Origin of the sequence: Halarcobacter anaerophilus (assembly GCF_006459125.1) — a bacterium.
Classification (GTDB): Bacteria; Campylobacterota; Campylobacteria; order Campylobacterales; family Arcobacteraceae; genus Halarcobacter; species Halarcobacter anaerophilus.
Window position 1 is genome coordinate 195,405 of sequence record NZ_CP041070.1, and the last position, 26,938, is coordinate 222,342.

The 26,938-nt window shown below is 29.2% G+C and carries 27 protein-coding genes; 9 read left to right on the forward strand and 18 right to left on the reverse strand.

Features of this window, described 5'->3' with window-relative positions; translation table 11 throughout:
* Window positions 1-39 precede the first annotated feature (39 nt).
* From AANAER_RS01015 to AANAER_RS01025, 3 genes are all read left to right on the forward strand, one after another.
* Complete coding sequence (locus tag AANAER_RS01015; RefSeq protein ID WP_129081396.1) at window positions 40-2,775, forward strand: OLD family protein; 2,736 nt, start codon at window positions 40-42, stop codon at window positions 2,773-2,775.
* Window positions 2,769-3,845: a hypothetical protein gene (locus tag AANAER_RS01020; protein WP_129081397.1), complete on the forward strand. Its 1,077-nt coding sequence runs from the start codon at window positions 2,769-2,771 to the stop codon at window positions 3,843-3,845. Before AANAER_RS01015 ends, AANAER_RS01020 begins: the two co-directional genes overlap by 7 nt.
* Window positions 3,846-4,247: 402 nt before the next feature.
* The gene (locus tag AANAER_RS01025; protein WP_129081398.1) at window positions 4,248-4,970 is read left to right on the forward strand and encodes an aspartate/glutamate racemase family protein; all 723 of its coding nucleotides are present in this window, start codon (window positions 4,248-4,250) and stop codon (window positions 4,968-4,970) included.
* Here AANAER_RS01025 and AANAER_RS01030 read toward each other — a convergent pair.
* The 4 genes from AANAER_RS01030 to AANAER_RS01045 all read right to left on the reverse strand — a co-directional run bounded on the left by AANAER_RS01030 (window position 4,967) and on the right by AANAER_RS01045 (window position 10,196).
* Complete coding sequence (locus AANAER_RS01030) at window positions 4,967-6,826, reverse strand: Lnb N-terminal periplasmic domain-containing protein (RefSeq protein ID WP_456064536.1); 1,860 nt, start codon at window positions 6,824-6,826, stop codon at window positions 4,967-4,969. The genes AANAER_RS01025 and AANAER_RS01030 overlap by 4 nt on opposite strands.
* Window positions 6,827-6,834: 8 nt before the next feature.
* Complete coding sequence (locus AANAER_RS01035; RefSeq protein ID WP_044418971.1) at window positions 6,835-7,278, reverse strand: DUF3015 family protein; 444 nt, start codon at window positions 7,276-7,278, stop codon at window positions 6,835-6,837.
* 99 nt (window positions 7,279-7,377) lie between these two features.
* A complete protein-coding gene (locus AANAER_RS01040) occupies window positions 7,378-8,016 on the reverse strand; it encodes a response regulator transcription factor (RefSeq protein WP_129081400.1) in 639 nt (212 codons plus the stop codon).
* Complete coding sequence (locus tag AANAER_RS01045) at window positions 8,016-10,196, reverse strand: ATP-binding protein (protein WP_129081401.1); 2,181 nt, start codon at window positions 10,194-10,196, stop codon at window positions 8,016-8,018. Before AANAER_RS01045 ends, AANAER_RS01040 begins: the two co-directional genes overlap by 1 nt.
* Before the next feature lie 135 nt (window positions 10,197-10,331).
* On the opposite strand from AANAER_RS01045, the gene AANAER_RS01050 reads away from it, so the two are divergent.
* The 4 genes from AANAER_RS01050 to AANAER_RS01065 are packed head-to-tail and all read left to right on the forward strand — an operon-like array spanning window position 10,332 to window position 14,889.
* The gene (locus AANAER_RS01050; protein WP_129081402.1) at window positions 10,332-12,743 is read left to right on the forward strand and encodes a DMSO/selenate family reductase complex A subunit; all 2,412 of its coding nucleotides are present in this window, start codon (window positions 10,332-10,334) and stop codon (window positions 12,741-12,743) included.
* Window positions 12,744-12,754: 11 nt separating this feature from the next.
* Window positions 12,755-13,408, forward strand: coding sequence for a DMSO/selenate family reductase complex B subunit (locus AANAER_RS01055; RefSeq protein ID WP_129081403.1), 654 nt, complete (start codon window positions 12,755-12,757; stop codon window positions 13,406-13,408).
* Window positions 13,395-14,240 carry a dimethyl sulfoxide reductase anchor subunit family protein gene (locus tag AANAER_RS01060; RefSeq protein ID WP_129081404.1) on the forward strand — a complete coding sequence of 282 codons (846 nt, stop codon included), beginning with the start codon at window positions 13,395-13,397 and terminating at the stop codon, window positions 14,238-14,240. Before AANAER_RS01055 ends, AANAER_RS01060 begins: the two co-directional genes overlap by 14 nt.
* A gap of 10 nt (window positions 14,241-14,250) precedes the next feature.
* Window positions 14,251-14,889 carry a TorD/DmsD family molecular chaperone gene (locus tag AANAER_RS01065; protein ID WP_129081405.1) on the forward strand — a complete coding sequence of 213 codons (639 nt, stop codon included), beginning with the start codon at window positions 14,251-14,253 and terminating at the stop codon, window positions 14,887-14,889.
* 26 nt (window positions 14,890-14,915) lie between these two features.
* Here AANAER_RS01065 and dauA read toward each other — a convergent pair whose 3' ends face one another.
* Window positions 14,916-16,550 carry a C4-dicarboxylic acid transporter DauA gene (gene dauA, locus AANAER_RS01070; RefSeq protein ID WP_228711128.1) on the reverse strand — a complete coding sequence of 545 codons (1,635 nt, stop codon included), beginning with the start codon at window positions 16,548-16,550 and terminating at the stop codon, window positions 14,916-14,918.
* A complete protein-coding gene (locus AANAER_RS01075; RefSeq protein WP_129081406.1) occupies window positions 16,547-17,113 on the reverse strand; it encodes a hypothetical protein in 567 nt (188 codons plus the stop codon). The genes dauA and AANAER_RS01075 overlap by 4 nt, the downstream gene beginning before the upstream one ends.
* A 134-nt stretch (window positions 17,114-17,247) precedes the next feature.
* Between AANAER_RS01075 and AANAER_RS01080 the strand changes: the two genes are divergently transcribed.
* Window positions 17,248-17,826, forward strand: coding sequence for a TetR family transcriptional regulator (locus tag AANAER_RS01080; RefSeq protein ID WP_164969324.1), 579 nt, complete (start codon window positions 17,248-17,250; stop codon window positions 17,824-17,826).
* On the opposite strand, the gene AANAER_RS01085 is transcribed toward AANAER_RS01080, so the two are convergent.
* Genes AANAER_RS01085 through AANAER_RS01110 form a run of 6 tightly spaced genes read right to left on the reverse strand, consistent with a single transcriptional unit; the run spans window position 17,812 to window position 22,282 of the window.
* Window positions 17,812-18,423, reverse strand: coding sequence for a hypothetical protein (locus AANAER_RS01085; protein ID WP_129081408.1), 612 nt, complete (start codon window positions 18,421-18,423; stop codon window positions 17,812-17,814). The two genes, AANAER_RS01080 and AANAER_RS01085, sit on opposite strands and share 15 nt — an antisense overlap.
* A 2-nt stretch (window positions 18,424-18,425) precedes the next feature.
* Complete coding sequence (purT, locus tag AANAER_RS01090; protein ID WP_129081409.1) at window positions 18,426-19,595, reverse strand: formate-dependent phosphoribosylglycinamide formyltransferase; 1,170 nt, start codon at window positions 19,593-19,595, stop codon at window positions 18,426-18,428.
* 12 nt (window positions 19,596-19,607) lie between these two features.
* Window positions 19,608-20,345, reverse strand: coding sequence for a glucosaminidase domain-containing protein (locus AANAER_RS01095; RefSeq protein WP_129081410.1), 738 nt, complete (start codon window positions 20,343-20,345; stop codon window positions 19,608-19,610).
* A 4-nt stretch (window positions 20,346-20,349) separates the two neighbouring features.
* Window positions 20,350-21,093, reverse strand: a complete 744-nt coding sequence (dapF, locus tag AANAER_RS01100) for a diaminopimelate epimerase (protein ID WP_129081411.1) — start codon at window positions 21,091-21,093, stop codon at window positions 20,350-20,352.
* Complete coding sequence (coaE, locus tag AANAER_RS01105; RefSeq protein ID WP_129081412.1) at window positions 21,090-21,680, reverse strand: dephospho-CoA kinase; 591 nt, start codon at window positions 21,678-21,680, stop codon at window positions 21,090-21,092. Before coaE ends, dapF begins: the two co-directional genes overlap by 4 nt.
* 59 nt (window positions 21,681-21,739) lie before the next feature.
* Window positions 21,740-22,282, reverse strand: coding sequence for a spermine/spermidine synthase domain-containing protein (locus tag AANAER_RS01110; RefSeq protein ID WP_129081413.1), 543 nt, complete (start codon window positions 22,280-22,282; stop codon window positions 21,740-21,742).
* A gap of 151 nt (window positions 22,283-22,433) precedes the next feature.
* On the opposite strand from AANAER_RS01110, the gene purM reads away from it, so the two are divergent.
* Window positions 22,434-23,429: a phosphoribosylformylglycinamidine cyclo-ligase gene (gene purM / locus AANAER_RS01115; protein WP_129081414.1), complete on the forward strand. Its 996-nt coding sequence runs from the start codon at window positions 22,434-22,436 to the stop codon at window positions 23,427-23,429.
* A gap of 10 nt (window positions 23,430-23,439) precedes the next feature.
* On the opposite strand, the gene AANAER_RS01120 is transcribed toward purM, so the two are convergent.
* The 6 genes from AANAER_RS01120 to AANAER_RS01145 form a co-directional block, all read right to left on the reverse strand.
* Window positions 23,440-24,144 (reverse strand): pirin family protein, encoded by a 705-nt coding sequence (locus AANAER_RS01120; protein WP_129081415.1) that lies wholly within the window; start codon window positions 24,142-24,144, stop codon window positions 23,440-23,442.
* Window positions 24,144-24,650, reverse strand: coding sequence for an NAD(P)H-dependent oxidoreductase (locus AANAER_RS01125; RefSeq protein ID WP_129081416.1), 507 nt, complete (start codon window positions 24,648-24,650; stop codon window positions 24,144-24,146). Before AANAER_RS01125 ends, AANAER_RS01120 begins: the two co-directional genes overlap by 1 nt.
* 3 nt (window positions 24,651-24,653) lie before the next feature.
* Window positions 24,654-25,424, reverse strand: a complete 771-nt coding sequence (locus AANAER_RS01130) for a DODA-type extradiol aromatic ring-opening family dioxygenase (RefSeq protein WP_129081417.1) — start codon at window positions 25,422-25,424, stop codon at window positions 24,654-24,656.
* Between the two features lie 10 nt (window positions 25,425-25,434).
* Window positions 25,435-26,001, reverse strand: coding sequence for a YceI family protein (locus tag AANAER_RS01135; protein ID WP_129081418.1), 567 nt, complete (start codon window positions 25,999-26,001; stop codon window positions 25,435-25,437).
* Between the two features lie 47 nt (window positions 26,002-26,048).
* Entirely contained in the window at window positions 26,049-26,498 is a 450-nt protein-coding gene (locus AANAER_RS01140; protein WP_129081419.1) for a MarR family winged helix-turn-helix transcriptional regulator, read from the reverse strand.
* Window positions 26,499-26,701: 203 nt separating this feature from the next.
* Complete coding sequence (locus tag AANAER_RS01145) at window positions 26,702-26,887, reverse strand: hypothetical protein (protein ID WP_129081420.1); 186 nt, start codon at window positions 26,885-26,887, stop codon at window positions 26,702-26,704.
* Window positions 26,888-26,938 lie beyond the last annotated feature (51 nt).

A 26,938-nucleotide genomic window follows, 5' to 3' on the forward strand; every position in this document is an offset into this window, starting at 1 on the left:
AAATAAATTCTTTAAATAAGAAGAAAATAGAGAGTTACATTGAGATTATTATTTATATATTTTTATGAGAATAAAGGACCTTTCCCAAAAGGTACAATTATACAGTTTAGTAAAAAATATCATATATCACAGTCTAAAAAGAATGAATTTAATTTTAATATGAAGAAAAATCAAAATTTTGATGAGAATTTTTATTCAAATAATATAGATATTGGTGTAATAATTGGAGAAAATGGATCAGGAAAAAGTATTTTGGTTAATTCAATTAGAGATAAGAATAATAATTATTCTCTAATCGTTTTTGAATCTAATGAAGGAAATTTTTATATTTCAAAAGATGAATTGAAAGTCCACATTAATGATAAATTACTAAAGAATAAACGAGACTTTGAATATATTTATTATTGTCCAATTATAGATATATTTGATGATGATTTAAATCCAAAATATAACATTTCAAATCGAAAATTAATGAAGGATGCAGAAGATAAAGGTTGTGATTTAAATTCAGCTTTAAAAGAAATAGAAAATGATGATTTAAAAAAATATTTTAAATATAATAGGAATAATAATGTTTCAATTAACTCATTAAAATTAAAGGCAAGTGATGTATTCTTTGATCAATTTTATTATGATATAGAGAAAAATGCAATTGAATTATTTAAAATTATGACTGCTGATTTTGATAAAAGAGTATTTTTGAAAATAATAGATTGCAGTAATAGTAATTTTTTAAAGCATATAATTAATGAAGAAATATATAATAGTTATATGGAATTTGAAAAGTTATATGCCATATTTGAAAATGATTTTAAATTATGTAAAAAATACTTTAAAAGCTTAGAATATTTAATTAATAAAAAGTTTTTTAGGCCTTCTTTATTTGAATATGAAGATTTAATAAAAGAATCTTTTATTCTAATTACTAAAGAATTAAATGAGAATAAAATGGAAAGAGTAATTTCTCATGATGGTAGTTTTGATAAATATTATTTAGAAAAGTTTTTTAAAAATCAAGTTTCAGAAATTTTAGAATCTAGTACGCAAATATTTCTTGATTATTTAAAAAGTACCCCTCAAGGAAACTATGAGAAAGTTTTTTCTGAACTAGAAAATAACTCTGAATTTCTTTTATTTATAAAAATTATATATTTACTTGAATTGTTTAATTACATTTTGGGATATTTAGATAGAAATTCTTTATTTGAAAGGAGGGGGTATAATTTTATAAATATTAGATTATTAAATCGTGAGAAGAGATCTTTTAAAGAATCAGTAGAAATGTTTCTTTTGCCAAGGTTATTTGTAAGAATTCACAATTTATTAAAATTAGAAAAAATACATTTTTATAATTTTAAATTAGAAGATTATAAAAAAATAGTTAATTCCTTAGTTGAAGATAACTTGATAGAGAATTACAATAATTTTTATAATATAAATGATAAGCAAATACAAACTGTAGTAAATTCTTTAATAGAGAATTATACGTATGAAGTAATAAATAATAAAAAAATAAATTTAGAATTAAAAAAGATTGTATTTGTTAATTCTTTTTATAAATTATTTGATAATCAAAATGAATATAAAAAATTAATTTTAGTTTTAAATTTATTAAAAGTATTTATGAAGGTAAATGATACAGAAGAATTAGTTGATTTCTTTGATAAAAATTCAAAAAAAAATATAGAAGAATATTTTATAATTGAGGAATTTGATAATGAGTTTATCAATAAAATTGATGAAAATTGTATTATTTATTTGGATGAAAATATAGATGTTTTTTTTAAATATAATAAAAAATTATTAGAGTACGAATTTGATTTTTTTGAATTAGAATTAAATCCTCCCCTCTCTTCAGGACAAAAAGCAATATTATTTATTTTTGCAAGAATAAATGATGCGATACAAAATATTGATTCTAGTAAAGATATTATTATTATATTAGATGAAGCAGATTTAAAACTTCATTTAGAATGGCAAAGAAAATTAGTATATGATTTGATAAATTTTTTGAATAGTTATAGTAATAATTTTTATATACTATATGCTACACATTCACCAATGATCTTATCTGATATAACAGATGATAGGGTAGTCTTTCTAAAAAAAGAAAAGAAAAGAATTATTGAAAATGATAAAGAAGTTGAAATAGAATATAGTGAAAATATTTCAACAAATATTAATAATAAAAAGAGAACTTTTGGTGCAAATATTTATGATCTTTATCATGATAGTTTTTTTATGGAACAATTCATGGGAGAGTTTGCTCAAAATAAAATAAATGAGCTTATTGATATTATCAATCTTTATAAGATCATAGAAGAGTTTGAAAAAACAAGAGCAAATAGTAAAATGATTCTAAAGTTTATTAAGCCAATTATTAATAAATATAATTTAAAGAAGATTATTTCAACTTATAGAAAAAGGTATTACAAAGAGAATCGTATAAAGTCTGATACATGGAAAGATATATCTTTTGAAATTTTTATAAAAGTATATGATGATAAGAAGTATTTAGATAAAGTTAAAAACGATATTATAAAGAGTAAAGAAATAATTCAAAATACAATTGAATTTATTGGTGAACCTATATTAAGAAATGAATTGTTAGATCTTGTTAAGATAATTGGGGATGAAGATAATATTCAAGATATTATAGATAAGTTGAGAGATTTACCTTCTGAAGAAATTGAAAATGAATTGATTAAATATGATAGAGAACAACAGATTGAAATATGGAAAAAACTTTATAAAATAAAAGATAGTCAATGGTAAATGTAGATAATTCTTTCAAAAATAGAATATTCATTGATGAATTTGATATAGATAATAGAGCTTTATTTGATAGTATATTTAATTTAAAAAAGCTAGTTGAATCAAAAATAGAAAAGGTTGACCTTGAAAATGGCGATTATTCTATTTTGGATGAGTTTAGAGGTTATGATAATGCAAAGTATTTATCCATTTATAGATATAGAAACGTAGTTATAGATAAAATTAATGAGTTATTGAGAGATAGATCTATACATCCAGATTTAAAAACAGAATTAAGAGATATTAAAGATAATATATATTTAATTTTAATTGGTAGTTTTGAAAGAATGAAGCTTTATTTAGATTCTAAAATTGAAACTTTACTGGTACATAGGACTGATGATGAAAAACATGACAGTTTTAAAAAATATCAAACTATATTTGAAGATTTATACAAAAATGAATTAAGTAGTTCAACTTTTAAAAAATCATTTTTTGAAATGTTTAAAAATGTACATGTATGTCCATATTGTAATAGAAATTTTATTAATCCTATTTATAAAAAAAAACAGTTAGGAAAAGATTATAAAAAATGGTCACCGGATATAGAACATTTCTATCCTAAATCAATTTATCCTTTTCTATCTCTTAGTATTTCGAACTTGCTACCTTCATGTACTTTTTGTAATAAAATAAAAAGTAATTATGATACATACAATAAATGTAAAAGTCCTTATCAAATAAAAAGTGATGATATAAAATTTAAGTTTGCTCCTTTAAGTAATGAAAAACATGTAATATTGTTAGAAAGTAAAGATAATATTAAAAATACAGAATTATTTAATTTAGATGGTTTGTATGATAAAGTTCATAGTCAATATGTAAATGATATTTTTTTAGAAATGAAAAAACATCCTATAGAAAATAGGAGATATTTAAAAAAATTTTTTTCGTTAAGTATTGATTCACAAGATAAAATATATAAACAAAAATTTTGTAATTATTATAAAGAAATAGATTTTAATAAACAACCATTGTCAAAAATGATTAAAGAATTGTTTTTTCATATTAAGGAAAATGAGCTTAAGTAAAATTCTAATATAGTATTCTTTTAAATGAGTATTTTACTTTCTATAATTGGTTGTTCAAAATTTGTGCTAAAAACAGCTATAAATAATATTTATTTAAAGAAAGGAAATGCTTTTTTATGGCTACTTATGCTTTTTAAAACTACTTTATGAATTTCCTACAGGCGTGCTATTCACCTATATTTAAGCTTTTACATCACATTATCTTACTCTTGTACCAATTTAGTGTCTATAAGTATCTCAATTTTTCCAAAGCAACTATCACTTTCCAAAATAATAATTAAAAATAAAAGAAATCCCACAAAATTAATAACAAGCAGAACTTCATTAAATAGCAAGTTCATACAATACTTTTTTATCCAAATAATATAAACTTCTCCAAAATTTATATTAAAAGGTAAAAAAATGCAAAGACCTATAAAAATGAAAACAATCGGTATTTTAGGTGGGATGAGCAATGAAGCTACGGCAGAGTATTATAAAATGATTAATGCAGAGGTAAATAAGTGTTTAGGCAATTGGGATATTGCGGAAATACTTCTTTATAGTGTTAACTTTGGAAATATTGAATATTTTGTTCGTAATAAAAAATGGGATGATGCAAAAAAATATTTAATGCATAACGCAGCCAATGTTGAAAAAGGCGGAGCAGATTTTCTTATCTGTGTTTCTAACACAATGCATAAGGTTTTGGATGATATTTCAGATACGATTAAAATTCCGTTTATTCATATTGTTGATCCTACGGCAGAAGCTATTAAAAAAGCAGGTTTAAAAAAAGTAGGTCTTCTAGGAACAAAAGCAACAATGGAATCTAGCTTTTTTAAAAATAGGTTTAAAAACAAACATAATATCGAGCTTATAATTCCTAATGAAGAAGAGCAAAAGATAATTGATGAAATCATCTTTAACGAACTGGTTAAAGGAATTATTTCAGAAGATTCAAGAAGAAAATATATTGAAATATCTAAAAAAATGAATCAACAAGGTGCCCAAGGGCTTATTTTGGGTTGTACTGAAATTTTTCTATTGTTAAGACAGTCGGATATTCCAAACTTGCCTATGTTTAATACTACGGAACTTCATGTTAAAGCAGCCGTAAAATTTGCGTTAAGTAGTGATTCTTAAAAGAAATAATTAAACTCAAGTCCTATAACACTTTGATCGGTATAAAATTTTTCGATATATTTATATTTAAATTTTAAATCAATATTTTGTTTAGGAAAATAACTTTGTGTTAGATGAACCAAACTTTGGCTCTCTTTATTGTCAAAATATTTATATGTTAATTCTATATTTGTTTTATATTTTTTCCCTTCATAAAGTACGGCTCCGGCGGTAAAACCTAAACTGCTATGGGTATCTCCTTTGTCATAGATAAAGAGATCAGCCATAGTATAAGTATAATTATCTTCCATAAATTTCCAGGCACTTCCAACACTGACTCTTCCGTTAAAATCAAGTTTATCGTCTTTGCCTTCTCTGTCAAACTGCCAAGAGGTCATCCAAGATAAAGGGTTAAAAAACTTTGTTTGAGGGGCAATTGAGCTTATGGTAAGAAGTTTAAAATAATCAATCTTAAAGTTTGTATCTTCTACTTTTATTTGTGAATCAAAAAATTCAATCTGCGTTCCTTTTAAAAATCCAACATCATTATTTGTTATATCATGATATGTAGGTCTTAATCCAAGGGTATAATAGTTATTCCCGTTTTGGGTATTAACATTGCTTCCTACTGATATTTTAAGTTGTCTATGCCCTTGATCGGGATTATCAGGTGTTTTTAGTTTTAATTTTTCGCCTTTTCCTAAAAGTGCACGTGATTTAGATAGGTTATGAAATATCTTAAGATAGTTCTCTTTTTTTAGTTTTCTTTGTATGTAATTGTATTCAGAAAGTTCAAGGGAAGCATCAAAAATAAGTTGTTTATCTTTTTTGTCGATTCTGTTGTTATTTAAAATTTCATCACTTTTTATCTCTCCTAAAGATAATCCTTCTACTATCTTTATATGGGAATCTTTTAGGCTCTTTTCATATGCCAGTAAAGTCGTTCTTTTTGAGGCTCTATATGTTTTATCTTTTACCAAATGCTCTTTCTCAATTGCAAAAATTGTTTCTGGCGGACTTACTTGATATATAAAATAATCTCTTAAATTAACAGAAGGTCTTGCAACTTCAAGGAGCCAAAGCATATTATATGAACAGTTTTCATCAAAAAAATAATAGTTGGAATAAGTTTCAGAAAGTTCCCAAATATGATCAACCATTCTTGCTACTTCATTTTTTGAAAGATTTAAATTATACTCCCAAATATCTCTTTGTTCCGTATCTCTATACTCTTTTAACTTATCATAATAAGGCAAAAGAGAATATCTTCCGTAATAGCCTCCTAACAGACCTTTTATAGCAAAGATAAAACCGTTTTCCGTATCTTGGTTTGCACTTGCTGCATAATTTATAGCATGGGAAAGAAGTCTTGATTTATAAGAAGAGTCAATTCGTATAAAGGTATGTCCGAACATTGAAGCAGGAGAATTGATATGTGCAGATGAAAAGATTAAAGAAGCGGTTGTCGCATCCATCTCTTTTATCCATTGAGTATATTTTTTACATTTTGTTTTCGGTAAATCTTTTAATTCTAATTTTTCTTTTAGCCATTTAATTCGTGCAGGAAATCTGCAAATAACGGCATCATCGTTTAAAACATCTTGATTATATAACTCCTTGATAGTTGCTAACAATTCATCTTTAGGAGAGATTTTTCCGTTTTTTGATAGAAAAAAGTTTTCTGAATCAATTTCGCTTTTATTTCCGTTTGCATGAAGCAAAAGTTTCCAGTATTTATCCTTCCAAAGTTCTTGACCAATTGCTTTTTTTTGATAGATTTGAAAATTATCCGCAAATAAAAAATTAATAAATATAAGAAAAAAGAGAAAGTGTTTTTTTATAGGATATGCCTTAAAAGAACATAAGTGAAAAATCACTTATGTTTTTATAATTGAGATACATTATCTAATACGTCAGCCATTGATGAGTTAGATGATGTGTAAATTTTTGTATAGTTTTTTTGTAAAGATGCGATAAATTCTGCTTTATCTTGAACTTCTAATAGTTCAGCTAGTGTTTCTACTGCTTCTCCTTGACCCATTGCAATCTCTTTTGAAAGTTGGTCCATATTTGATGCAACAAATTCTTCAGCTTTGTCATTCATTACAAGTTTTGTTTTTTTACATCCTGAAGTTCCAGAACTTATACCGAATGTTTGGTTACCAGATGTTCCGTTTGTTGTAGCTTGAAGTGCAAGTAAAACTGCTGAAGAGTCATCTTTGATTATTTGTGATCCAAGTCCACAACCTGTTTGAGAGTTTACTGCAGCAAATGCAGAAGACGTAGTTAAGATTATTGCAGTAACTGCACTAGTCAATACTTTTTTCATATAGTTCCTTTTTGATAAAAATTAATCTTAGTATATAAAATAGTTTCTTAAATTAAATATAAATATTTATTATTTTAGCTGGTTACTTGAGTTTTAGTATTAATTTACCAGCTTATACCCATAGTTTTCAGTCTGGATGAACTCTTTGCATATTTTTGAGCGAACTCTTTTTATCAAAGAGCGGATTCCCGAGATACCTACTATTTCACCTTCCCAAACATATTGTTCTATTGTTTCTAAGGTAACTGTTTTATTTGGAGTTTTACATAGCAGAGTTAAGAGTCTTTTCTCTTTTTGAGTCAATTTTACAGAATCGTTTTTTTCATCAAAGAGCATCTCTTCTTCCAAGTTATAGCTAAAGCCGTTGCAAAAATCGATTTTCTTTTCATTTTTGCATAAAAGGTCAACCTTACGTTCCAATTCGTATATATAAAAAGGTTTTTTCAAAAAGTCGTTACAGCCGTGTACATATGCCTTTTGGATTGTTTCTAACTCTATATTTGAGCTTATTATTATTGTGGGAGTATTTTTATCTCGGTCTCTAATCTCTTCTAAAAGTTTTAATCCGCTTAATGTAGGTACGTTTATATCCAAAATAAAGCAGTCATAGCCGTTTATAATTGCATATAAGGCTTCTTGTCCGTCTTGAAACCAGTCTACGCTAAGACCTTTTTCTTCGAACATCTCTTTTATTATTTCTGCTAAATTTACATTATCTTCCAATAGTAAAATTTTCATTAATTAATACTTTCCGATATTGGTATTGAAATACAAAACTTTGTACACTTTTCAGAGGGTAAAATATTTATTTTTCCCTGCATTTTATTTTCAATAATTAATTTTGCCATATATAAGCCAAAACCATCTCCACTATTTTTTGTTGAGAAGAAAGGATTAAATATTTTATCTCTAATCTCATCTTCTATGCCTTTACCGTTATCTTCGATAAAAAGTTCGATATTATCACTGTTTTTATAAAGGGTTAAAACAATTTTGCCTGTTAAAGAGGGGGTTGAATCTTTTGCTTCGACAACAGCATCTCTTGCATTGTTTATAATACTGACTATAACTTGTTTGAACTCATTTGGATATCCGTATGCAAAACAATACTCTTTTGAATTATTTACATAATCTAACTCAATATGAGAATATTTTAAAGAGTGTGATAAAAGCATCAAAACCTCTTTTAATCCTGTATCCACATTAAAAGTTTTCGGTTTATTTGAAGGTTTTATAAAATCCCTAAAACCATCTATAGTCTCGCTCATATAAATGGTTTGGGTCATAATATTATTGTAAAACTCTTTTATATTATCACTTGTGAGTTTTTTCTTTTTGTCATAATACATCATTTTATGAGCAACAGCCGAGAGCTCAACTAAAGGATTTTTCCATTGATGTACTATTGCGGATAACATCTCTCCTACTTCGGATAATTTTGATTGTTGAACAATAAACTGCATATTTGCTTCAAACTGTTTTTTCTCCGTTATATCCGTAATAATAGAGACTATACCTCCATTTTCTCCTTTATTGTCAAGAAAAATTTGACTTCTTAATCTATAAATTTTATCTTCATACGTAAACTCTGTCTCTTTTAACTGCTGCAAACTCTTTTTAATAGGTAAATTGCAAAGATCAAAAAATATTTTACAAATCTCTTTTCCTATTATCTCTTCTTGGGAGAGCTTTAACAAGTTGCAAAAAGAGCTGTTGCAGCCTTTTACTCTATCTTGGTTATCAATCCAGAAAATAGAGCTGTGTATATTATCAAGAAGTACTTCTTGTAACTCGCTTTGGGCTTTTAATTTTTGACTTAATCTGTATTTTTGATAGTTATTGATTACTGCAAAAATAAGTGAGATAAGTAAAAAAGGAAAAAGAATAAAAGCGTATTCGACAATTTTTCTATTTCTTTCAAAAAAACTTTTAGGTAAATTTATTATGATTGACTCTTTTGGTATTTTTGACATATTTATATGATATTTTTGAGCTATTTTATAGTCAAAAGCCCATTGAGAAGGAACTATAATAGGATTCTTAGAAGGTGTAGAATCTTTTTCTAAAATTTTAATAGTCTCTTTTGCTGCCGCTTCTCCTAATTCATAACCTCTTAAAAGATAACCTCCTATTACACCTTTGCCAAAATGAGAATCAGATACTGAAAAAAGAGGAACTTTTGAGGAAGTTAAGACTTTGTTTACTTCATAATAAGGAATATAGTTTCCGTATTTATCCCTAAATAAACTTCCGAAAAGCACGGCACTGTTTTTGGGAAGATTTTTAATATCTTCTGTTATTTTTTCCAAATTCCCGTCAAAATTTAGTACGGTTTTTATTCCTTTTTTTTCTAACTCTTCTGCCTCTTTTTCATATGTATGATTTACAAGTACGGAAGCTCCCGTATAGTCATTGATTATATAAAGCTCTTTTAAATTAGGTAAAATCTTGCTTATAAAATTCATATTTATTTTAATCTCTTTACTCTCTAAGATTAAAGGTATATTCTTTTTTAGTATTATATTTATATCCAAACCGGGGTCTCTTTTATCTATACCGCAAAAAACCATAGGGGTATTTTTAAAAAGTGTTTTTTCATACTCTAAAGCAAACTCGACAGCTTCGTTATCTGCAACTATAATTGCATCAAAAGTCTGCTTTTTCATCTTCATTGCAAAGAGTTGATATAAAGAGTCGATATACTCTTTACTGTTTATCTTTTTTGTATCCATATACTCAGTTGTCAATTCATAATGATTTTTTTGCAAAAGGAGTGTATCTTCAATACCTTTTGAGATATTATCAGTCCAGACCAATCCTTTATTATATGATTGTAAAATCAATATATGTTTACTTTTGGCATATAAATCTATTGAATAGATTGACAATATTAATAGAGTCGATAATAAAAATTTCATTGCATATCCAATTTTTTCTCTATTATATCTATATCTTCTTATAAATATTTTACCACTTATTAAAAACTGACAACTTTTTGCTAACTTTTTTTTATAAGATTAGTTTTATAAAAGATATAAAACAAAGGAGACATCATGCATAAAGTTAGTCGACGACAATTCTTGCGATGGAGTGGAGTTTTAGGCGGTAGTGTTGCAGCTACTTCTATTTTGCCTATTCCAACTCTTGCAAGTAAAAACGAAAAAGTTAAAAAATTAGAGTATGACTCAGTAAAATGGGCTGGATGTACTATTAACTGCGGTAGTAAATGCCCTGTAAGAGTATTTGTTAACGACGGGAAAATAGATCATATCGAAACAGATAATACCCAAGGAGATGAATTCGGTTCTCATCAAGTAAGAGCCTGTCTAAGAGGAAGATCAAACAGATTTAGAGTCTATAATCCAAACAGATTAAGATATCCTTTAAAAAGAGTAGGAAAAAGAGGTGAGGGAAAATTTGTAAGAATCTCTTGGGATGAAGCTTTGGATACTATTGCCTCAAAACTTAAAGAGGTTAAAGCAAAATACGGAAATGAAGCAATCTTAATTCCTTATGCAACAGGTACCACAGGTGCAATAATGAACAGATGTACAAAAGGTCCTTTTATGAGACTTATGGGTATGTTCGGTGGTTATATCAACTATCATAACTCATATTCGACAGGACAAATTTCAAATGCATTAAAATATTTCTACGGTACCCATAGAGGAAGTGATATTATGCAAATCCAAAATGCAAAACTTGTTGTTATGTTTGGGAATAACCCCGTTGAAACTAGAATGAGCGGAGGTGGAACAGGATATGCCTATAAAAATGTTTTAGAAGAGAATAGAGTAAAAATTATTCATATTGATCCTAGATATTCTGATAGTCTAGTCGGTTCTTGTGACCAATGGATTCCCATTGAACCTGGGACAGATGCAGCTTTAGTTGCAGCTTTGGCTTATGTAATGATTAGCGAAGATTTACATGATAAAGAGTTTTTGGATAAATATTGCGTAGGTTTTTCTTCCGATACTTTACCTGAAAATGCACCTGCAAACGGTTCATATGAAGATTATGTTATGGGAAGAGGAGATGATAAAACAGAAAAAACTCCTCAATGGGCTGAAAGAATCACAAAAATTCCTGCTGAAACAATTATAAAACTTGCAAGGGAAATGGCAACTACAAAACCTTGTTTTATTGCCCAAGGTTGGGGTGCGCAAAGACACTCAAACGGAGAACAATCTGCAAGAGCTATTGCTACTTTATCTGTAATGACAGGAAATCTCGGTTTACCCGGAACAAATTGCGGAGGAAGAGAACATACGACAGGCTGGATTGAACCGGCACATTTACCTTTTAAAAATCCGATTAAAGACTCTATTCCATGTTTCTTATGGACTGATGCAGTCGTAAGAGGAAAAGAGATGAGAGATATAACTGACGGTATTAGAAATACTAAACAGTTAAAACAAAATATAAAATTTATATTAAATACAGGAGGTAACTGTCTTATAAATCAACATAGTGATACAAATAAAACTGCAAAAATATTAGAAGATGAAAGTTTATGTGAATTTATAGTCGATATAAATGTAACAAGAACTTCAAGTAATAAATTTGCAGATATTATTTTACCTGATGCAACTCCGTTGGAACAAGAAGATTTTGTACGTTCAAGTGCAGGTTATTCAAATGACAGACCGTATATTATCTACTCTCAAAAAGCTATTGAACCTCTTGGCGAATGTATGACAAATTATGATATGTGTACGAAATTAGCAGAAAAACTAGGAGGAGAAGAGCTAAAAGATAGATTTACCGAAGGAAGAACACAAGTTCAATGGTTAGAACATTTGTGGAATATCAAATTTGAAAACAATCCTTCAATGCCGACTTTTGAACAGATGAAAAAAATGGGGATTTTAAAACTTCCTAGATATAAAAAACCTTTTATTATCCATGAAGAGTTTGTAAATGATCCCGTAAAAAATCCTTTGAAAACTCCAACGGGAAAAGTTGAAATATATAGTACAGAGCTTGATAAAATGTCAAAAACGTGGATTTTGAAAGAGGGGCAAAAAATAACTCCGCTTCCTGAATTTGTAGAATCAAAATACGGACCTTTGGATCCTCTTAGAAAAAAATATCCTTTACAAATCTTTGGATATCACTATAAAGGAAGAACCCACTCAAGTTTCTGGGAAAGTGCACCTATTAGAGAAATAAATCCGAATGAACTTTGGATAAATCCTCTTGATGCCAAAAAAAGAGAGTTGGAAACAGGAGACAAAGCTTTTGTTTACAATAATCACGGACGAATTATCCTAACTGTAAAAGTTACACCGAAAATTATGCCGGGTGTTACTGCTTGTCCTCAAGGAGGATGGTATAAAAAAGAGAATGGAATTGATGTTGGAGGTTGTATTAATACTTTGACAGATCAAGAAGGAACTGCAATCTCAAAAGCAAACCCTCAACATTCAGCATTAGTTGAAATAGAGAAATATAGAGCTTAAAAGGAGATATTATGGAAAAAAATAAACAATTTGGTTTTTATATTGACCAAACAAGATGTGTGGGATGCAGAACTTGCCAATTGGCATGTAAAGATTATAAAAAATCTCCTGTAGGCATAAGTTTTAGAAGAGTAGTTGAATATGAAGGCGGAAAATGGCTTCAAAAAGAGAGCGGAGCATTTGAACAAACAAATGTATTTACATATTATACCTCTTTGTCTTGCAACCATTGTGATGATCCTGCTTGTATAAAAGCTTGTCCTACAGGTGCAATGCATAAAGATAAATACGGAATAGTTAGTGTCGATGCCGATAAATGTATCGGTTGTAAATCATGTGCAATGGCTTGTCCTTACGGGGCTCCTCAATTTGATGAACGTGCAGGACATATGTCAAAATGTAACGGGTGCAGCGAAAGACTTGATGAAGGGCTTGAACCTGTATGTGTAGAAGCTTGTCCTTATAGAGCAATAGAAGCCGGACCTATTAGTGAATTAAGGGAAAAACACGGACATATTGCAGGGGTTGCTCCACTTCCCGAATATGAAAAAACAAGACCTAATTTATGTATTAAACCTGAAAAAAATGCGCAACCTTCTCAAAACGGTTCGGGAGAAGCGCATATTCCTCAAAGTTATCAGGAGGTGACTTATGACATTATATAATTCATTTATAGAGGAATTGCCTCTAATTTTGTTTACGGTAATTGCACAAAGTGCAGTAGGTTTTTCTCTTATCTATGCATATAGCAACGGTGCAGCAGCACAAAAAGATGAAAGATATAAAAAATTTGCAATTGTTTTTTTATCTCTTGTAATTTTAGGAATGTTTTCTTCTGTTTTTCACTTGGGAGATCCTTTTCATGCACCTTATATGATAACTAGAATTTTTGGTTTTACGCAAAACGGCAGTTTTGTTATTTCATGGCTTCCTTTGGAAATCTTAGGTTTAGGACTTATGGTACTTGTAGGACTTCTTGTTCTTTTAAAAGGGAATAAAATCGTGATTTATAGTTTGCCTGTCGTAGGATTTGCTATGCTTTATGCAATGGGAAATATTTACGGATCTATGTCAAATACTATTCCAACTTGGAATCTATCTTTGACTCTTTTACTCTTTTTTGCCTCGGCTTTATTATTAGGTGCAGTAACATATGCCGCATTTATTGCAAAAAACAGTATAGAACATAAAATCTCGGTTACGGCTACGGCTGTCGGATTTATTCTTTTTGTTCTTGCTTTGGTTCTTTATACTTATCACTTAGGAAGTCTTAGATTAGATGTAATAGAAAATGTGTTTGATCTAACAAACGGCAACTATCCTCTTTTGGTTAGTCTTGGAATAATTTTTTGCGGAATAAGTTTAGTTCTTCTTTTTATGCAAGAAAAAGAAGACTCTTTATTGCCGAAATTTGCATTTGTTTTATCGTTAGTGGGAGTATTTTTAACAAGGATTTTATTTTATGGGATGATTACTTCTCATATTTTTTTAGGATAAGGAGATTATTATGAATGATTATAAAGTCTTAGGTTATATGGCATCACTATTTTCACAATTTTTATATAACCCTTTAAAAGAAGAGGAATGGGAAAAAATAAAAAAAGAGGAAATTTTATTGGAGTGGTTTATCCACTCCGATGATTCAAATAGTTTACAAGGAAATAAATTCTGGAAAAATTCTCATTTTCAAGAAAATTATTTAGATTTGGCTACTGATTACGTAGATCTATTTATTTGCGATGAGATTAGCTTAAAAGCACCGCCGTACGGTTCATTTTATTTAGATGTAACAGGGGAATTATACTCAGAAGAGTCTGACAGGGTAAAAGAGTTTTATACCAGATGTTCTTTTTTTACAAAAGTATTATTGGAACAACCTGCGGATTTTATTGCAATTGAGTTAGAATTTCTAAGTATGCTTCTTTATAATGCAAATAAAGATGAGGTATATAAAGAAGTATTAAAAAATTTTTTAGAAGAGAATTTTTTATCTTGGGTTAATGTATGGGCTGAAGATACCAAAAACAATGCAAAAAGCAATTTTTATAAAGGTTTAGGTGCACATATGAAAAATTTTTGCGATCTTTTGTCAAAAGAGTTTTGTATTAATAATATTGAGAAAAAAGTTTTTAGGAAAGCTTCATAAAAAAGGCATTTTCTGCCTTTTTTATATTATTCTTTTATTATATTTAAATGCTCAATGGCACTATTTATATCTTTAAAGTTATAGATATTTTTATTGTCAAACACTATTTTTGCTTTCTCAAATTTTCTTTTTATTCTATCGTTTAATCCGCATACAATTAATTTTTTTTCATTATCCAAAAGGTTTTGAATAATTGAATTAAAAGCAACCAAGCCCGTCATATCTATCATAGGAACATTTTTCATATCTATTATAAGCGTGTCTATATCGTTATTTGTAGAAACAAGAGTTCTAAGAGCGCTTTGTGCCGCACCAAAAAACATTGGTCCGTTTATACTATATACGGAGACATTTTGGGGAATTGTCAAATCTATAGAGTTATAACTATCATTTAAAAGATCAATTGAATATAAATCAATAGTTCTTTTAATAAAAAGAATTGAAGCTAATCCCATACCCACTCCGATAGCTATTTGCATATCTAAGAATACTGTTAATATAAAGCAGGTTAAAAGTACGTAAATATCATGTCTAGGCGCTATTTTTATTATATTTATAAAGTGTTTAATCTCAGACATATTCCATGCCACAACTAAAAGCAGAGCAGATAAAGATGCCATTGGAAGATATGATAAATAAGGAGCAAACAGTAAAATTGAGAGTAATACGAAGATTGCATGAACAATTGATGATAATTTACCTGTTGCTCCTGATCTTATATTTGCCGCACTTCTTGCAATTGCTGCAGTTGCAGGAATTCCTCCGAAAAAAGGAACGGCAATATTTGCCAACCCTTGTCCTATAAGCTCTTTATTCGGATTAGTATTGTTTTTTGTCATACCGTCTGTTATAACAGCACAAAGCAAAGATTCTAAAGCTCCTAAAATAGCAATAGCTACACTGTGAGGAAGAAGTTTATAAACAGTATCTAAATTAAAAAGGTCAAAATTTATATTTTCCCAAGGAAGAGAAAACTGTAAAGCAATAGGAGGAATACCTTCTCCTTTTAAACCGTTTATATCATAAGAAAAAGTTGATTTGATTGTTGAAATATCAAAACCGTAATTATTGTTTAAAATATAAACCAAAACAGTACAAATTGATAAAGCAATAAGTGCAGGAGGAATTTTACTTTTTGTTTTTGACCAAGAAATAAGGATAAAAAGTGTTAAAAGACCTATTATCGTTTCACTAAAACTTATGGTATGAAAAGAATTAAAAAGAGTTAAAACTTTTTCATGAAAATGACCGTCGAATTTTTCAATTTTTAAGCCAAAAAAATCTTTTATCTGAAAAATTGCAATTACTACCGCAATTCCCGTGGTAAAACCGACAGTTACTGGATAAGGTATTAATTCTATTAATTTCCCGAATTTAAACAGACCTATTAAAATAAGAATAAAACCCGAACCCAATCCGCAAATTAAAAGTCCCGCTAAGCCGAATTCTTGAACTATAGGAATTAAAATTACGACAAAAGCTGCCGTAGGACCTGAAATATTAACTTTGCTGCTTCCGAAAATAGAGGCTATTATTCCTGCAATAATTGCCGTATAAAGTCCGTTTTGCGGCGGAACACCTACTGCAATTGCCAAAGCCATAGATAAAGGAAGTGCTATAATCCCTACTGTAATCCCCGCAAAAATATTTTTATAAATCATTTCACTTTACTTTTTTTAGGTTTATTATTTTTAAACTTTGAATCTTTTAATTTTTCTATCATTGAACTAGATATTTTATACATTTTTAAAAGATTTTTTCTATACTCTTTTGTGGATTTGGGTTCTTCATAAAATGAGAGCAGTTTTATATAATCAACATCATTTAAAAAAGTAAAACTTGAAATTGGCTTCTCTTCTTCAATAACCCATTCACAAAGCAGTGAAAAAACTATATGTTCGGGAATCCAATGATTTCCCTCTTTTAAAGAGGCTTGTATCTCTTGTAAAAGGGTATTATAATAAAAAGCGAGGGCTTTATATCTGTTTTTTTCGTCTTTTGTTGAGATAAGTTTGCGGGCAAGTTCTTTTTGGGTTAAGACAGACTTCTCTAAATTGTTATGCAAAAAGTAGATGTTTTTTTTAATTTCTGCACTGATTTCGGGATTTTTTAAGTCTATTTTATACTTGTTATTCTCTAATTGATTAGTTAAATCTTCTAATACGCTTCTAACATATATTAGAAGAGACTCTGTTTTGATATCTTTTAATATTTTGATTTGCATAAAACTCCAATGAGTTTGGAATAGCGTAGTTTATTGAAAATTAAATTAATAGTGAATTAAGTTCAAAATAATAAATTATATTCCAAATATATTTTAAATAAAAAATAAATATAATAAAAATAAAAAGTCTGGTCTTGAAACGAAAAATTACAAAAAAAATAAATAAAATAAAAAAAGAATTATATTTAAAAGAGATTGTCAAATATATAGATTCAAAAGGGTATAAAAATTTTAAGATTTCCGAACTAGCTGTTATTTTAGAGACTTCAATAGGTACGATTTATAATCTTTTTAATTCAAAAGATGAACTCTATTTAGAATATCTATTGCTGAAATTTGAAAATTTTTTAAATAAACTCAATGAAAATAAAGGCGATGATCCTATGGAAAATCTAAGACTCTATTTAAAATACAAATATGAAATTTTTATACATATTGATGAGAGTAAAGATGAACCTATTACAAACGATCCTTTCTTTTTTCATAAATTAGATGTTGCAAATCACCCTGTGGTTATAAAACTTTATGAGTTTTTACAAGAGCAGTTTAAAGTGATATTCAATGACGGAAGTATAAATCATATTCATCTTCCTATGCTTTTTAAAAAGCTCTCCGACGGTTATATTGAAAGTTATCTATTTAAAAAATACGATACTTCCAATATCGTAGAAGATACGCTTAATCATTTTTTCTACGGCTTAAAAAAAGTCTAAGAAACCCTCTTCTTTCTCTTCTAGTTTTTTTATAAGTTCAGCTTCTGCTCTGTTTGAAAGTATACTTTCATATAGTTTTACGTCAACTTTAAAAAGTTTTTTGCTGTTTAATTGAATTTGTTCTGCAACAATTTTCGTATCTACTTTAATTCTTGCAAAAAGTTTTTTATTTGAATTTTCCCAAAAACCTTTTACCTTTGCCAAATCAAGAGATTTTAGGGCAACTTGTTTTGCCGCCTCTTTTATATCATTTTCAAAAACTTTATTTTCAGGAGCTTTTTCTAAATAAGCTTTGTATATCAATACTGTTTTTATAAAAATTTTTCTTGTTAAATTGTGTCCTGCATTTATTAATGCTTTTTGCTGATAGAATTTTATATTATCTATATTTACGTTTTTTGTAACTCCAATAGCAAAAAGAGCATCTTTCTCTTTTTCGTCTTTTAACCATTGAGGTGCTTCTTCGGGTATCTCTATTGCTGTTTTATTTAAATCCTCTTTTTCTTCTGAATCGGAAAAAGGGTTTAAAGAAGAGAATGAAAAACATCCGCTGAATAAAAATACCGTAAGAATAAGTAGTAAAAGATTTTTTTTCATAATTAACAATCGGTAAATTTTGAGATAATCTCTTTTGATTTATCCAAAGCATTTTGGCTTGAATCTTTGTCAAATACCAAAGCTACTGCCATTCTTCTGCCTTCATGAGACTGAGGTTTCCCGAAAACTCTTACAAAACTGTTTTTTGTAAAAGCACTATCTTCTATATCTATTGTAGGAGTAAAAGTATCTTCTTGTGCTTTATATGCCGCACTAGCTCCGCATCCGTAGTCAATATAATCTAAAGGTAATCCAAGTACCGCTCTTACATGAAGTGCAAACTCACTTTGAGATTGGGTAATCATAGTAACCATTCCCGTATCATGAGGTCTTGGACTAACTTCACTAAAATAGACTTCATCCCCTTTTATAAATAGTTCAACTCCGAAAATACCTCTTCCGCCTAAACCGTCGGTTACCGTTTTTGCAATTTCTTGAGCTTTTTGTTTTGCTTCTTCACTCATTTCCATAGGTTGCCATGAAAATACATAGTCACCGTTTTTTTGAATATGTCCTATTGGCTCACAAAATACTGTTTGGTTTTCATTTCTTGCCGTTAGCATTGTAATTTCATAATCAAAAGTGATAAACTCTTCAACTATTAGTTCACTAGCATCTCCTCTTGCTTCTTTTGCCAATTCCCAAGATTCTACCAGATTTGAGCTGTTTCTTGCAATACTTTGCCCATGTCCCGATGAACTCATTACGGGTTTAATTACGCAAGGGTATCCAATCTCTTTAGCTGCTTCTTCCAAACCTTCGAAAGTAGTAACAAATCTATAATCGCTTGTAGGAAGATTTAATCTCTCTGCTGCAAACTCTCTTATATTTTTTCTATTCATTGTTTTATTTACAGCTTCTGCATTAGGAATTACGTGAAAACCTTCGTTTTCTGCATCAAATAGTGCTTGAATACTGATGGCTTCAACTTCAGGCAGTATATATGTAGGTTTTTCTCTTCTTATCACATCTAAAACTTCATCTTTGTTTTTCATATTTATTGTATAAGCTTTATTTGCTACAAGTTGAGCAGGTGCGTTGTTATACGAATCTACCGCAACTGTTTCGATTCCTAATCTTTGTGCTTCTATTATTACTTCTTTTCCTAACTCTCCGCTTCCTAAAAGCATAATTTTTGTTGAGTTAGATTTAAGTGGTGCTGTAAATTTCATTTTTAACCTCTCTTAATCTAAATTTTTAATTTTTTCGTAAAATTTTATATCATAATTTATTAACTGGCTTTTTCTGATTATTGATTGCAATATTTTAACGTAATCATGACCTATACCTGAGTATTTTGTCATTGTTGCACTTAATACCAAGCCATTTATAAATATTTTTGTAGATCTCATTTTTTCTCTTAAATCTCTAAACTTTTTATAAGCAGGTGTCCTGTTTAAATTTAGCATATAAGCCGCAATTGAGTCTTCAAGGGTTGAAAAAACCCTTACTAAATGTTTTGCTCCCTCTTTTCTTTCCAAAGGAACCATTCCTATTTTCGGATTATAAGTCCAGTGTCCGAAGATATTGTTTGCTTTTTTAAAAAATCTGCTTTTCCCCCAGCCACTCTCTGTTGCTGCTTGGGCAAGAGCCATCGAAGGAGGAATTATATCTATTCTTCTTAAAAACTTAGAATAATCGAACATATTTTGAACTTTGTATTTCTTTTGCAAAAGTTCAAGTTTTTTGTATTCTAAAGAGTCTTTTTTAGGAAGAGGGGAGTTTAATAAAGATTTTACAAAAAGCCTGTCTGCCAAGATTTTTATATTTTCAATTTCAATTCTTTTTTCAAAATAGTTAAAAAAGAACTCTTTAGCCTTCTTTGAAGACATCTTATAATATTTATCAGGGAAACCGATGCTTGCAAAAGCAGAACCGCCGACAAGAGAAGAGAGAAATAAAATTTTTATGAAAAATTTCATATGCTTACTCTATTGTTGCAGTAAAAACTTTTTTTACCGCACCTTGAAAATAGATTTTTTCTCCCACTTTTGAAACTGTTAATTCTTCATTGCTTTTTGGATAAATAAGAGCAGTATCTTTTACCAAATTCAAATCTTGGGCTCTTAAAAAACAAGCAACCATTCCTGTTCCGCAAGCAAGAGTCTCTCCTTCTACTCCTCTTTCATATGTTCTGACTTTTATTTTCCCGTTTTGCATTTTTGCAAAATTTACGTTTGCATTATGTTCATATCTCATTTTTGCACATAACTCATGGTCATATTTTTCTAAATCGTCGACAAAAGTTACTAAATGAGGTACTCCAGTATCAATTAAATACCAAATAAAACCCTCTTGTTCAAACTGCTCTTTTATAACTTTTGGCTCGGTCATTTGTGTTTTTACTATGTTATTATTCATAACTTCAGATTCTATAATTCCCGCATCAGTCAAGAATTTCATTTTTGAAGAAGCTAGATTATTATTAAAAGCATAGTGGGCAACTGCTCTTGTTGCATTTCCGCACATAGCAGCTGCACTTCCGTCGCTATTATAAAATTTCCATTTAAAATCTGCTTCTTTAGAAGGGAGTAAAACAACGAATCCATCGGCTCCGATCCCTTCCGTTCTATTGCAAAGTTTTATTGCTTCTTGTGTAAAATCTTTTTCTACAAAGCAGTGTAAAATCACAAAGTCGTTTCCACTTGCAGAATATTTCGCATAAGTCATAAAATCTCCTTAATAACTCTTTCAACCTCATTTTGTAAATTTTTTAAATTTGAAGAGTTGTCTATTATTAAATCTGCCATAGATTTTTTTTCTTCAATATCCATTTGATTTGATATCTTAAGAAGGGCTTCTTCTTCTGTTATATTATCTCTTTGCATTAACCTTTGTATTTGTATCTCTTTTGGAGTATAGACTACAAGAGATTTAGAAATAGGATAATTCATCTTTTCAAAAAAAAGAGGAATATCTATAAAATAAGGTTTTTTTTGTTCCTCAAAAACCCTTGACTCTTTTTCTATCTCATCTTTTATCAAAGGGTGAAGCAAAGCTTCAAGTTTTAGTTTGTTTTCTTCATTTGAAAAGATGATTTTACCTAGTTTTTTTCTTAAAACTTTACCATCTTCTACATACTCGTCTCCAAACATTAAAGCGATCTTTGAACTATTTTGATCAAGTAGTTTATGGGCTATTTTATCTGCATCAATCGTCAGAAAGCCATGGAGTTTGAGTAGATTACAAACTGTGCTTTTACCTGTTGCTATTCCACCTGTTAATGCAATTGCATATTTAAATAAATCATTATTCATAATGATAGTTTACTAAAATAATGATTTATTTTTTATTATTAAGATTTTTTTAATAATATTTATCTTTTTGCTATACCTGTCAAGGCTTTGTGTTGAGCTGCCGGAAATACAAACGAAGCTGTATGAATCTCTGTTGAATAATACTCTAAATCGTTTAATAAATCAGATCTTTGCAAAATTATATCTGCTGTAGGATGATATTTTTTTGAAGCTAAAATTGCTGTTTCATGACCGAATCTAAAAGGCATTGCAATCCAGAAACTTTGACCGACTAGTTGTAAATCTGCTTTTAATTTATCTTCATTTTTGTGAAAACTTTCAGTTGAAAATGTGATTAACCCGTCATCTTTCAAAACTCTTCGAATATTTGCTAAAACAATTTCATCTATGTTTATATCCGTTAAAATTACTATATCGACATCTTTTTCATTTTTTGCATTAAAAGTTGCTAAATCTATAAATTCAATATTTCCATTATGCTTTGCAGCCTCTTTTTTAAGCCCTTGGCTAGCTGTTCCCACGATTGAAACATTTTGGGGCTCTTTATGAGTACATAATGGCGTATGTACCATCATTTCATTAAAAGCTTGATTTTCTTTCATTGTCTTCAAGTCCTTATTTTATAAAAATTTCGATATAATACCACAAGTTTTTTAAATTACAAAGATATATTATTGAAGCTAAAAAAATTAAGTTAGATTTTACTTATGAGGCTTAGAAAATGTATCAATTTCATTAATAATAAGGAAAATAATGTCAACAGTAAGTTACAAAGATGCCGGTGTAGATATTGATGCCGGAAATCAGTTTGTAGAAAATATTAAACCCCACGTAAAATCAACTCTAATCCCGGGAGTTTTAGGTGGTATCGGATCTTTTGCAGGTGCTTTTGAGTTACCGACCGGTTATAAAGAACCTGTTTTATTATCAGGAACAGACGGAGTTGGAACAAAATTAAAATTGGCAATTGATTCTAAAAAGTTTGATACTGTTGGAATTGATTTAGTGGCAATGTGTACAAATGATCTTCTATGTAACTTTGGGGAACCGCTATTTTTCTTGGATTATTACGCAACTGCAAAGCTTGAAGTAGATGAAGCAACCGATGTTGTAAAAGGTATAGCTGAAGGTTGTATTAGAAGCCAGTGTGCTTTAGTAGGCGGTGAAACGGCAGAAATGCCAGGAATGTACAAAGAGGGTGATTTTGATTTGGCAGGTTTTTGTGTAGGTATTGCAGAAAAATCTGAACTAAATAGAATTGAAAAAATAGAAGAGGGTGACACTTTGATTGCTTTACCCTCTTCGGGTATCCACTCAAACGGTTTTTCCCTTGTTAGAAAACTTCTTTTGGAAAAACTGGGAATGACTCTTGAAGATGAGTTTGACGGTAAATTATTAAAAGATGTACTTCTTGAACCTACTAGAATTTACGTAAAAGAGTTCAAAGCCAATAAAGATAAAATAAATGCATTAGCTCATATTACAGGCGGTGGAATTACTGAAAATCTTCCAAGAGTTCTTCCTGATAACTTAAAAGCCCTTGTAGATAGAAGTAAAATAAAAGTACTTCCTATTTTTGAATATATGGGACAATTCGTTGAAACCGAAGAGATGTACAGAACGTTTAATATGGGTGTAGGGATGATTTTAGTCGTAAATCCTAAAAATGTTGATTCTGTTTTAGCAAATACGGACGGTTATGTAATCGGTGAAATAGCAAAAGGTGAAAAATGTGTTGAGTTTATCTAAACTCAATACATTAGGATTTTTTCATCTCAATAAAAAGAAAATGAGATTTTTCTAAAGCTTCAATTTCTAAAACTTCTTCATCTACAATCTCTAAAGCTTCCGCAAAATTTAGTTCAATATTATTGATTCTACTTGAACCTTCAATCTGAACAAAATATATTTGTCTGTTTTTTTCTATATTAAAAGATGTTTTCATATTTTTATCAAATTCTGCTACATATATATTTATATCTTGATAAATCTTTACTTTTGCATTATCTTTTATGGAAGATACTATTTTTAGAAGTCTGTTTTTTCTCTCTTCTTCTTTGAAACGATAAGAGCCGTAAAGTTTTTCTAAGCCTTTTTTAGGAGGAATTATCCAAATTTGAAGAAGTCTTAACTCTTCGCTTTTATGAAGATTATATTCACTGTGAAAAATTCCGTCTCCTGCACTTAAATATTGAACTTCTCCTCTTTTTAAACTCTCTTGATTTTCCATTGAATCTTTATGGCTTATCTCTCCTTTTACAATATAAGAGATAATTTCCATGTTAGAGTGGGGATGAGTGTCAAAGCCGGTGTTTGGTTTGATTATATCATCGTTTAAGACTCTTAAAACTCCGAAGTTCATACGGTTTGCATTGAAATAATCAGCAAAAGAGAAATGGAATCTACTCTTTAGCCAACCGTGGTCTGCTTTACCCATTTGCTCTTTGTTGATTTTTTTTAACATTATTTATCTTTTATAAAAGTTGTAAATTGTTTTAAAATCTCTTTTGAACTGTCTTCTCTTAAAGCGGAAGTATATGAAGTTATAATCTCTCTTGGCATAACAATAGAACCCAATTTTGTAAACTGATTTCTCATTGAATTTAATAAATCAATTCCGTTGCTTCCCGAGTGGGTTGCCAGTTGAATTATTTTAGAAGAGAACAGTTCTCTGAAATCATCTCCTATTCTTGAAACCCAAGCTATCATATTTACTAACACAGGAGGAACATTAAAGTTATATTCAGGAGCTACAAAAACATATCCTGCAGCACTTTTCATCTCTTCTCCCAAATCTAAAGCTTTTTGGGGAATACCGTCATTTTGTTCTTTATTCGTATCATACATAGGAAGGTTCATCTCTACTAAATTTACTATTTTACTTTCTATACTATTTTCTTTTAATTGTATTTGTATTTTATTTGCTAATTTTACATTTTCATTTAAGCTTGATACAAAAATTAATACCATAATTTACTCCTTAAATATTATTGTATCCATTGATTGATTTCCATACATAAAAACATTATGTAAACTTTTGCCGATTTTTGATTTTGAGCTTCCCAAGGCTATAAAAAGAGGTAATAAATGTTCAAGAGTCGGATGGTTGTGTTGCACAAAAGGAGCTTCTTGACTGAAGTTTAAAAGTTGTCGGTATTTACCGTTTTCTAATTTTTCAACCATCCAATCTCTAAAATCTTTTGCATATCTTTTTATCTCATTTGGCTCTTCCCATGATATATCTCTTAGATTATGAGTCATGGCTCCGCTTGCAATAATAAGAGTATCTTCTCTTAAACCTTGCAAAGCGTTGCCGATATTATATAAGTCGGATACGTTTGTATATGGCAGAGAAAGTTGAATAACAGGTATCTCTGCTTTTGGATACATAAATCTAAGAGGTAGCCATACACCATGGTCAAACCCGTTTCTACTCATATCCTTTTCAATCTCAATATTATGTGAGTTTAACAATTCTATTATTTTGTCACTCATTTCTAAACTTCCGGCGGCATCATAAGTTAGTTCATATAACTCTTTTGGAAAATTATAGAAATCATAAATCAATGAAGGGTTTTGTTTATATAAAATTTTTAAATTATTTGTTACCCAATGGGCTGATATTACCAAGATGAATTTAGGTTTTTCAAATTTTGACGATAACTCTTCTAAAAATTTCGTTGTTTCATTTTTCATCAACATCAAATACGGCGAACCGTGTGAAATATATAAACTCGGTAACATCTTTCTGCCTTTATTTCGCTAGAATACCTTCTAGTTCAACATTGATTTTTACTTCTTCACCTACTACTACACCGCCTGCTTCAAGAGCTTTATTCCAGTTAAGTCCGTAATCTTTTCTGTTAATTTCACCTTCAATTTCCAAACCTACTCTTTTATTTCCCCAAGGATCGGTAACTGCACCTGTTTTTTCAATATCAAAAACAACATCTTTTGTAACACCTTTTATAGTGAATTTACCGTAAGCTTTGTTGTTTTCTATTTTATTAACTTTAAAAGTGATATTAGGATATTTCTTTTCATCAAAAAAATCTGCCGATTTTAAGTGACCGTCCCTTTTTACATTGTCTGTATTAATTGAATCAACAACGACTGTACCGTCTACCGATTCGATTTTTCCGCTTTTTTCGTCATAAACAAAAGAGCCTTTAAAATTGTCAAAGTTTCCTCTAACATTTGAGATCATTAAATGTTTTACTTTAAATCCGACATTTGAATGACTTGCATCTACATTATACGTTCCTGCGTAAAGTGCACTTGCTGCTATAAGTGAAGCTACACCTATTTTGATTAATTTCATGTTTTTCTCCCGTAGTTACTAATTAGTAATATAAATTAAAAAAAAGTTTATGTTTTATAAACTTTTCTCAACAAAGTATAAAGAGTATCAATTTCTTCTTCATCTAATATATCCATATAATCATGGATATTTTTTGCGTGTTGAGGGAAAAGTGATTGCATTTTATCTTTTCCTTTTTGCGTAATTGAAAGAATATTTGCTCTTTTATCGTCCGGATTAACAATAGAAGTAATCCACCCGTCTCTTTTTAAATTTTTTACCACAACAGTAATATTCCCGGGAGTACTAAGGGTTAATTTAGTAATTGCACCGATTGTTAAATCTCCTCTGTGGTAAAGAACTTCCAAAACTTTAAATTGAATAAAAGTTAAATCATGTTCAGAAAAATATTTAAGTTCTTGTGTAAAGAAACGATTATAGGTTTTTGAAATTTGTACCCAAGTTTTCATTGCTTTATCGGTTTTTCTACCGTAACTAATCAGACTTTTTCTGTTCATATTAACTCCTTGGATGAAATTATATTACTAATTAGTAATAAAAGTCAAGGGTAAATAAAATTTTATATACTACTAACTAGTAATAAAACTATTTCAAAGAGCGAATTTATGGGCTTTTGAAAAATTTTAAAATTTATATTTTTTTAGGGAAGATAGTGTTTAAATCGGTGCCGAAAGTAGAAAAACTACTTCCGACAAATAAATTATGCAGCTTTTTTTGCCGCTTTTTTTGCCGCTGCTTTTGCTTTTTTAGGTTTAGATAGTTTTAGTTTTACAACTTTTTTTGTAACTTTTTTAGCTACTTTTTTAACATCTTTTTTCTTTGCTACTTTTTTTGCCGCTTTTTTTGCAATTTTTGCAACTTTTTTTTCTTTTAACTCTTTCGCCACATTATGTCCTTTTAAATAGTTTTTATCTATTACTTATGTAAAAAAGTAATA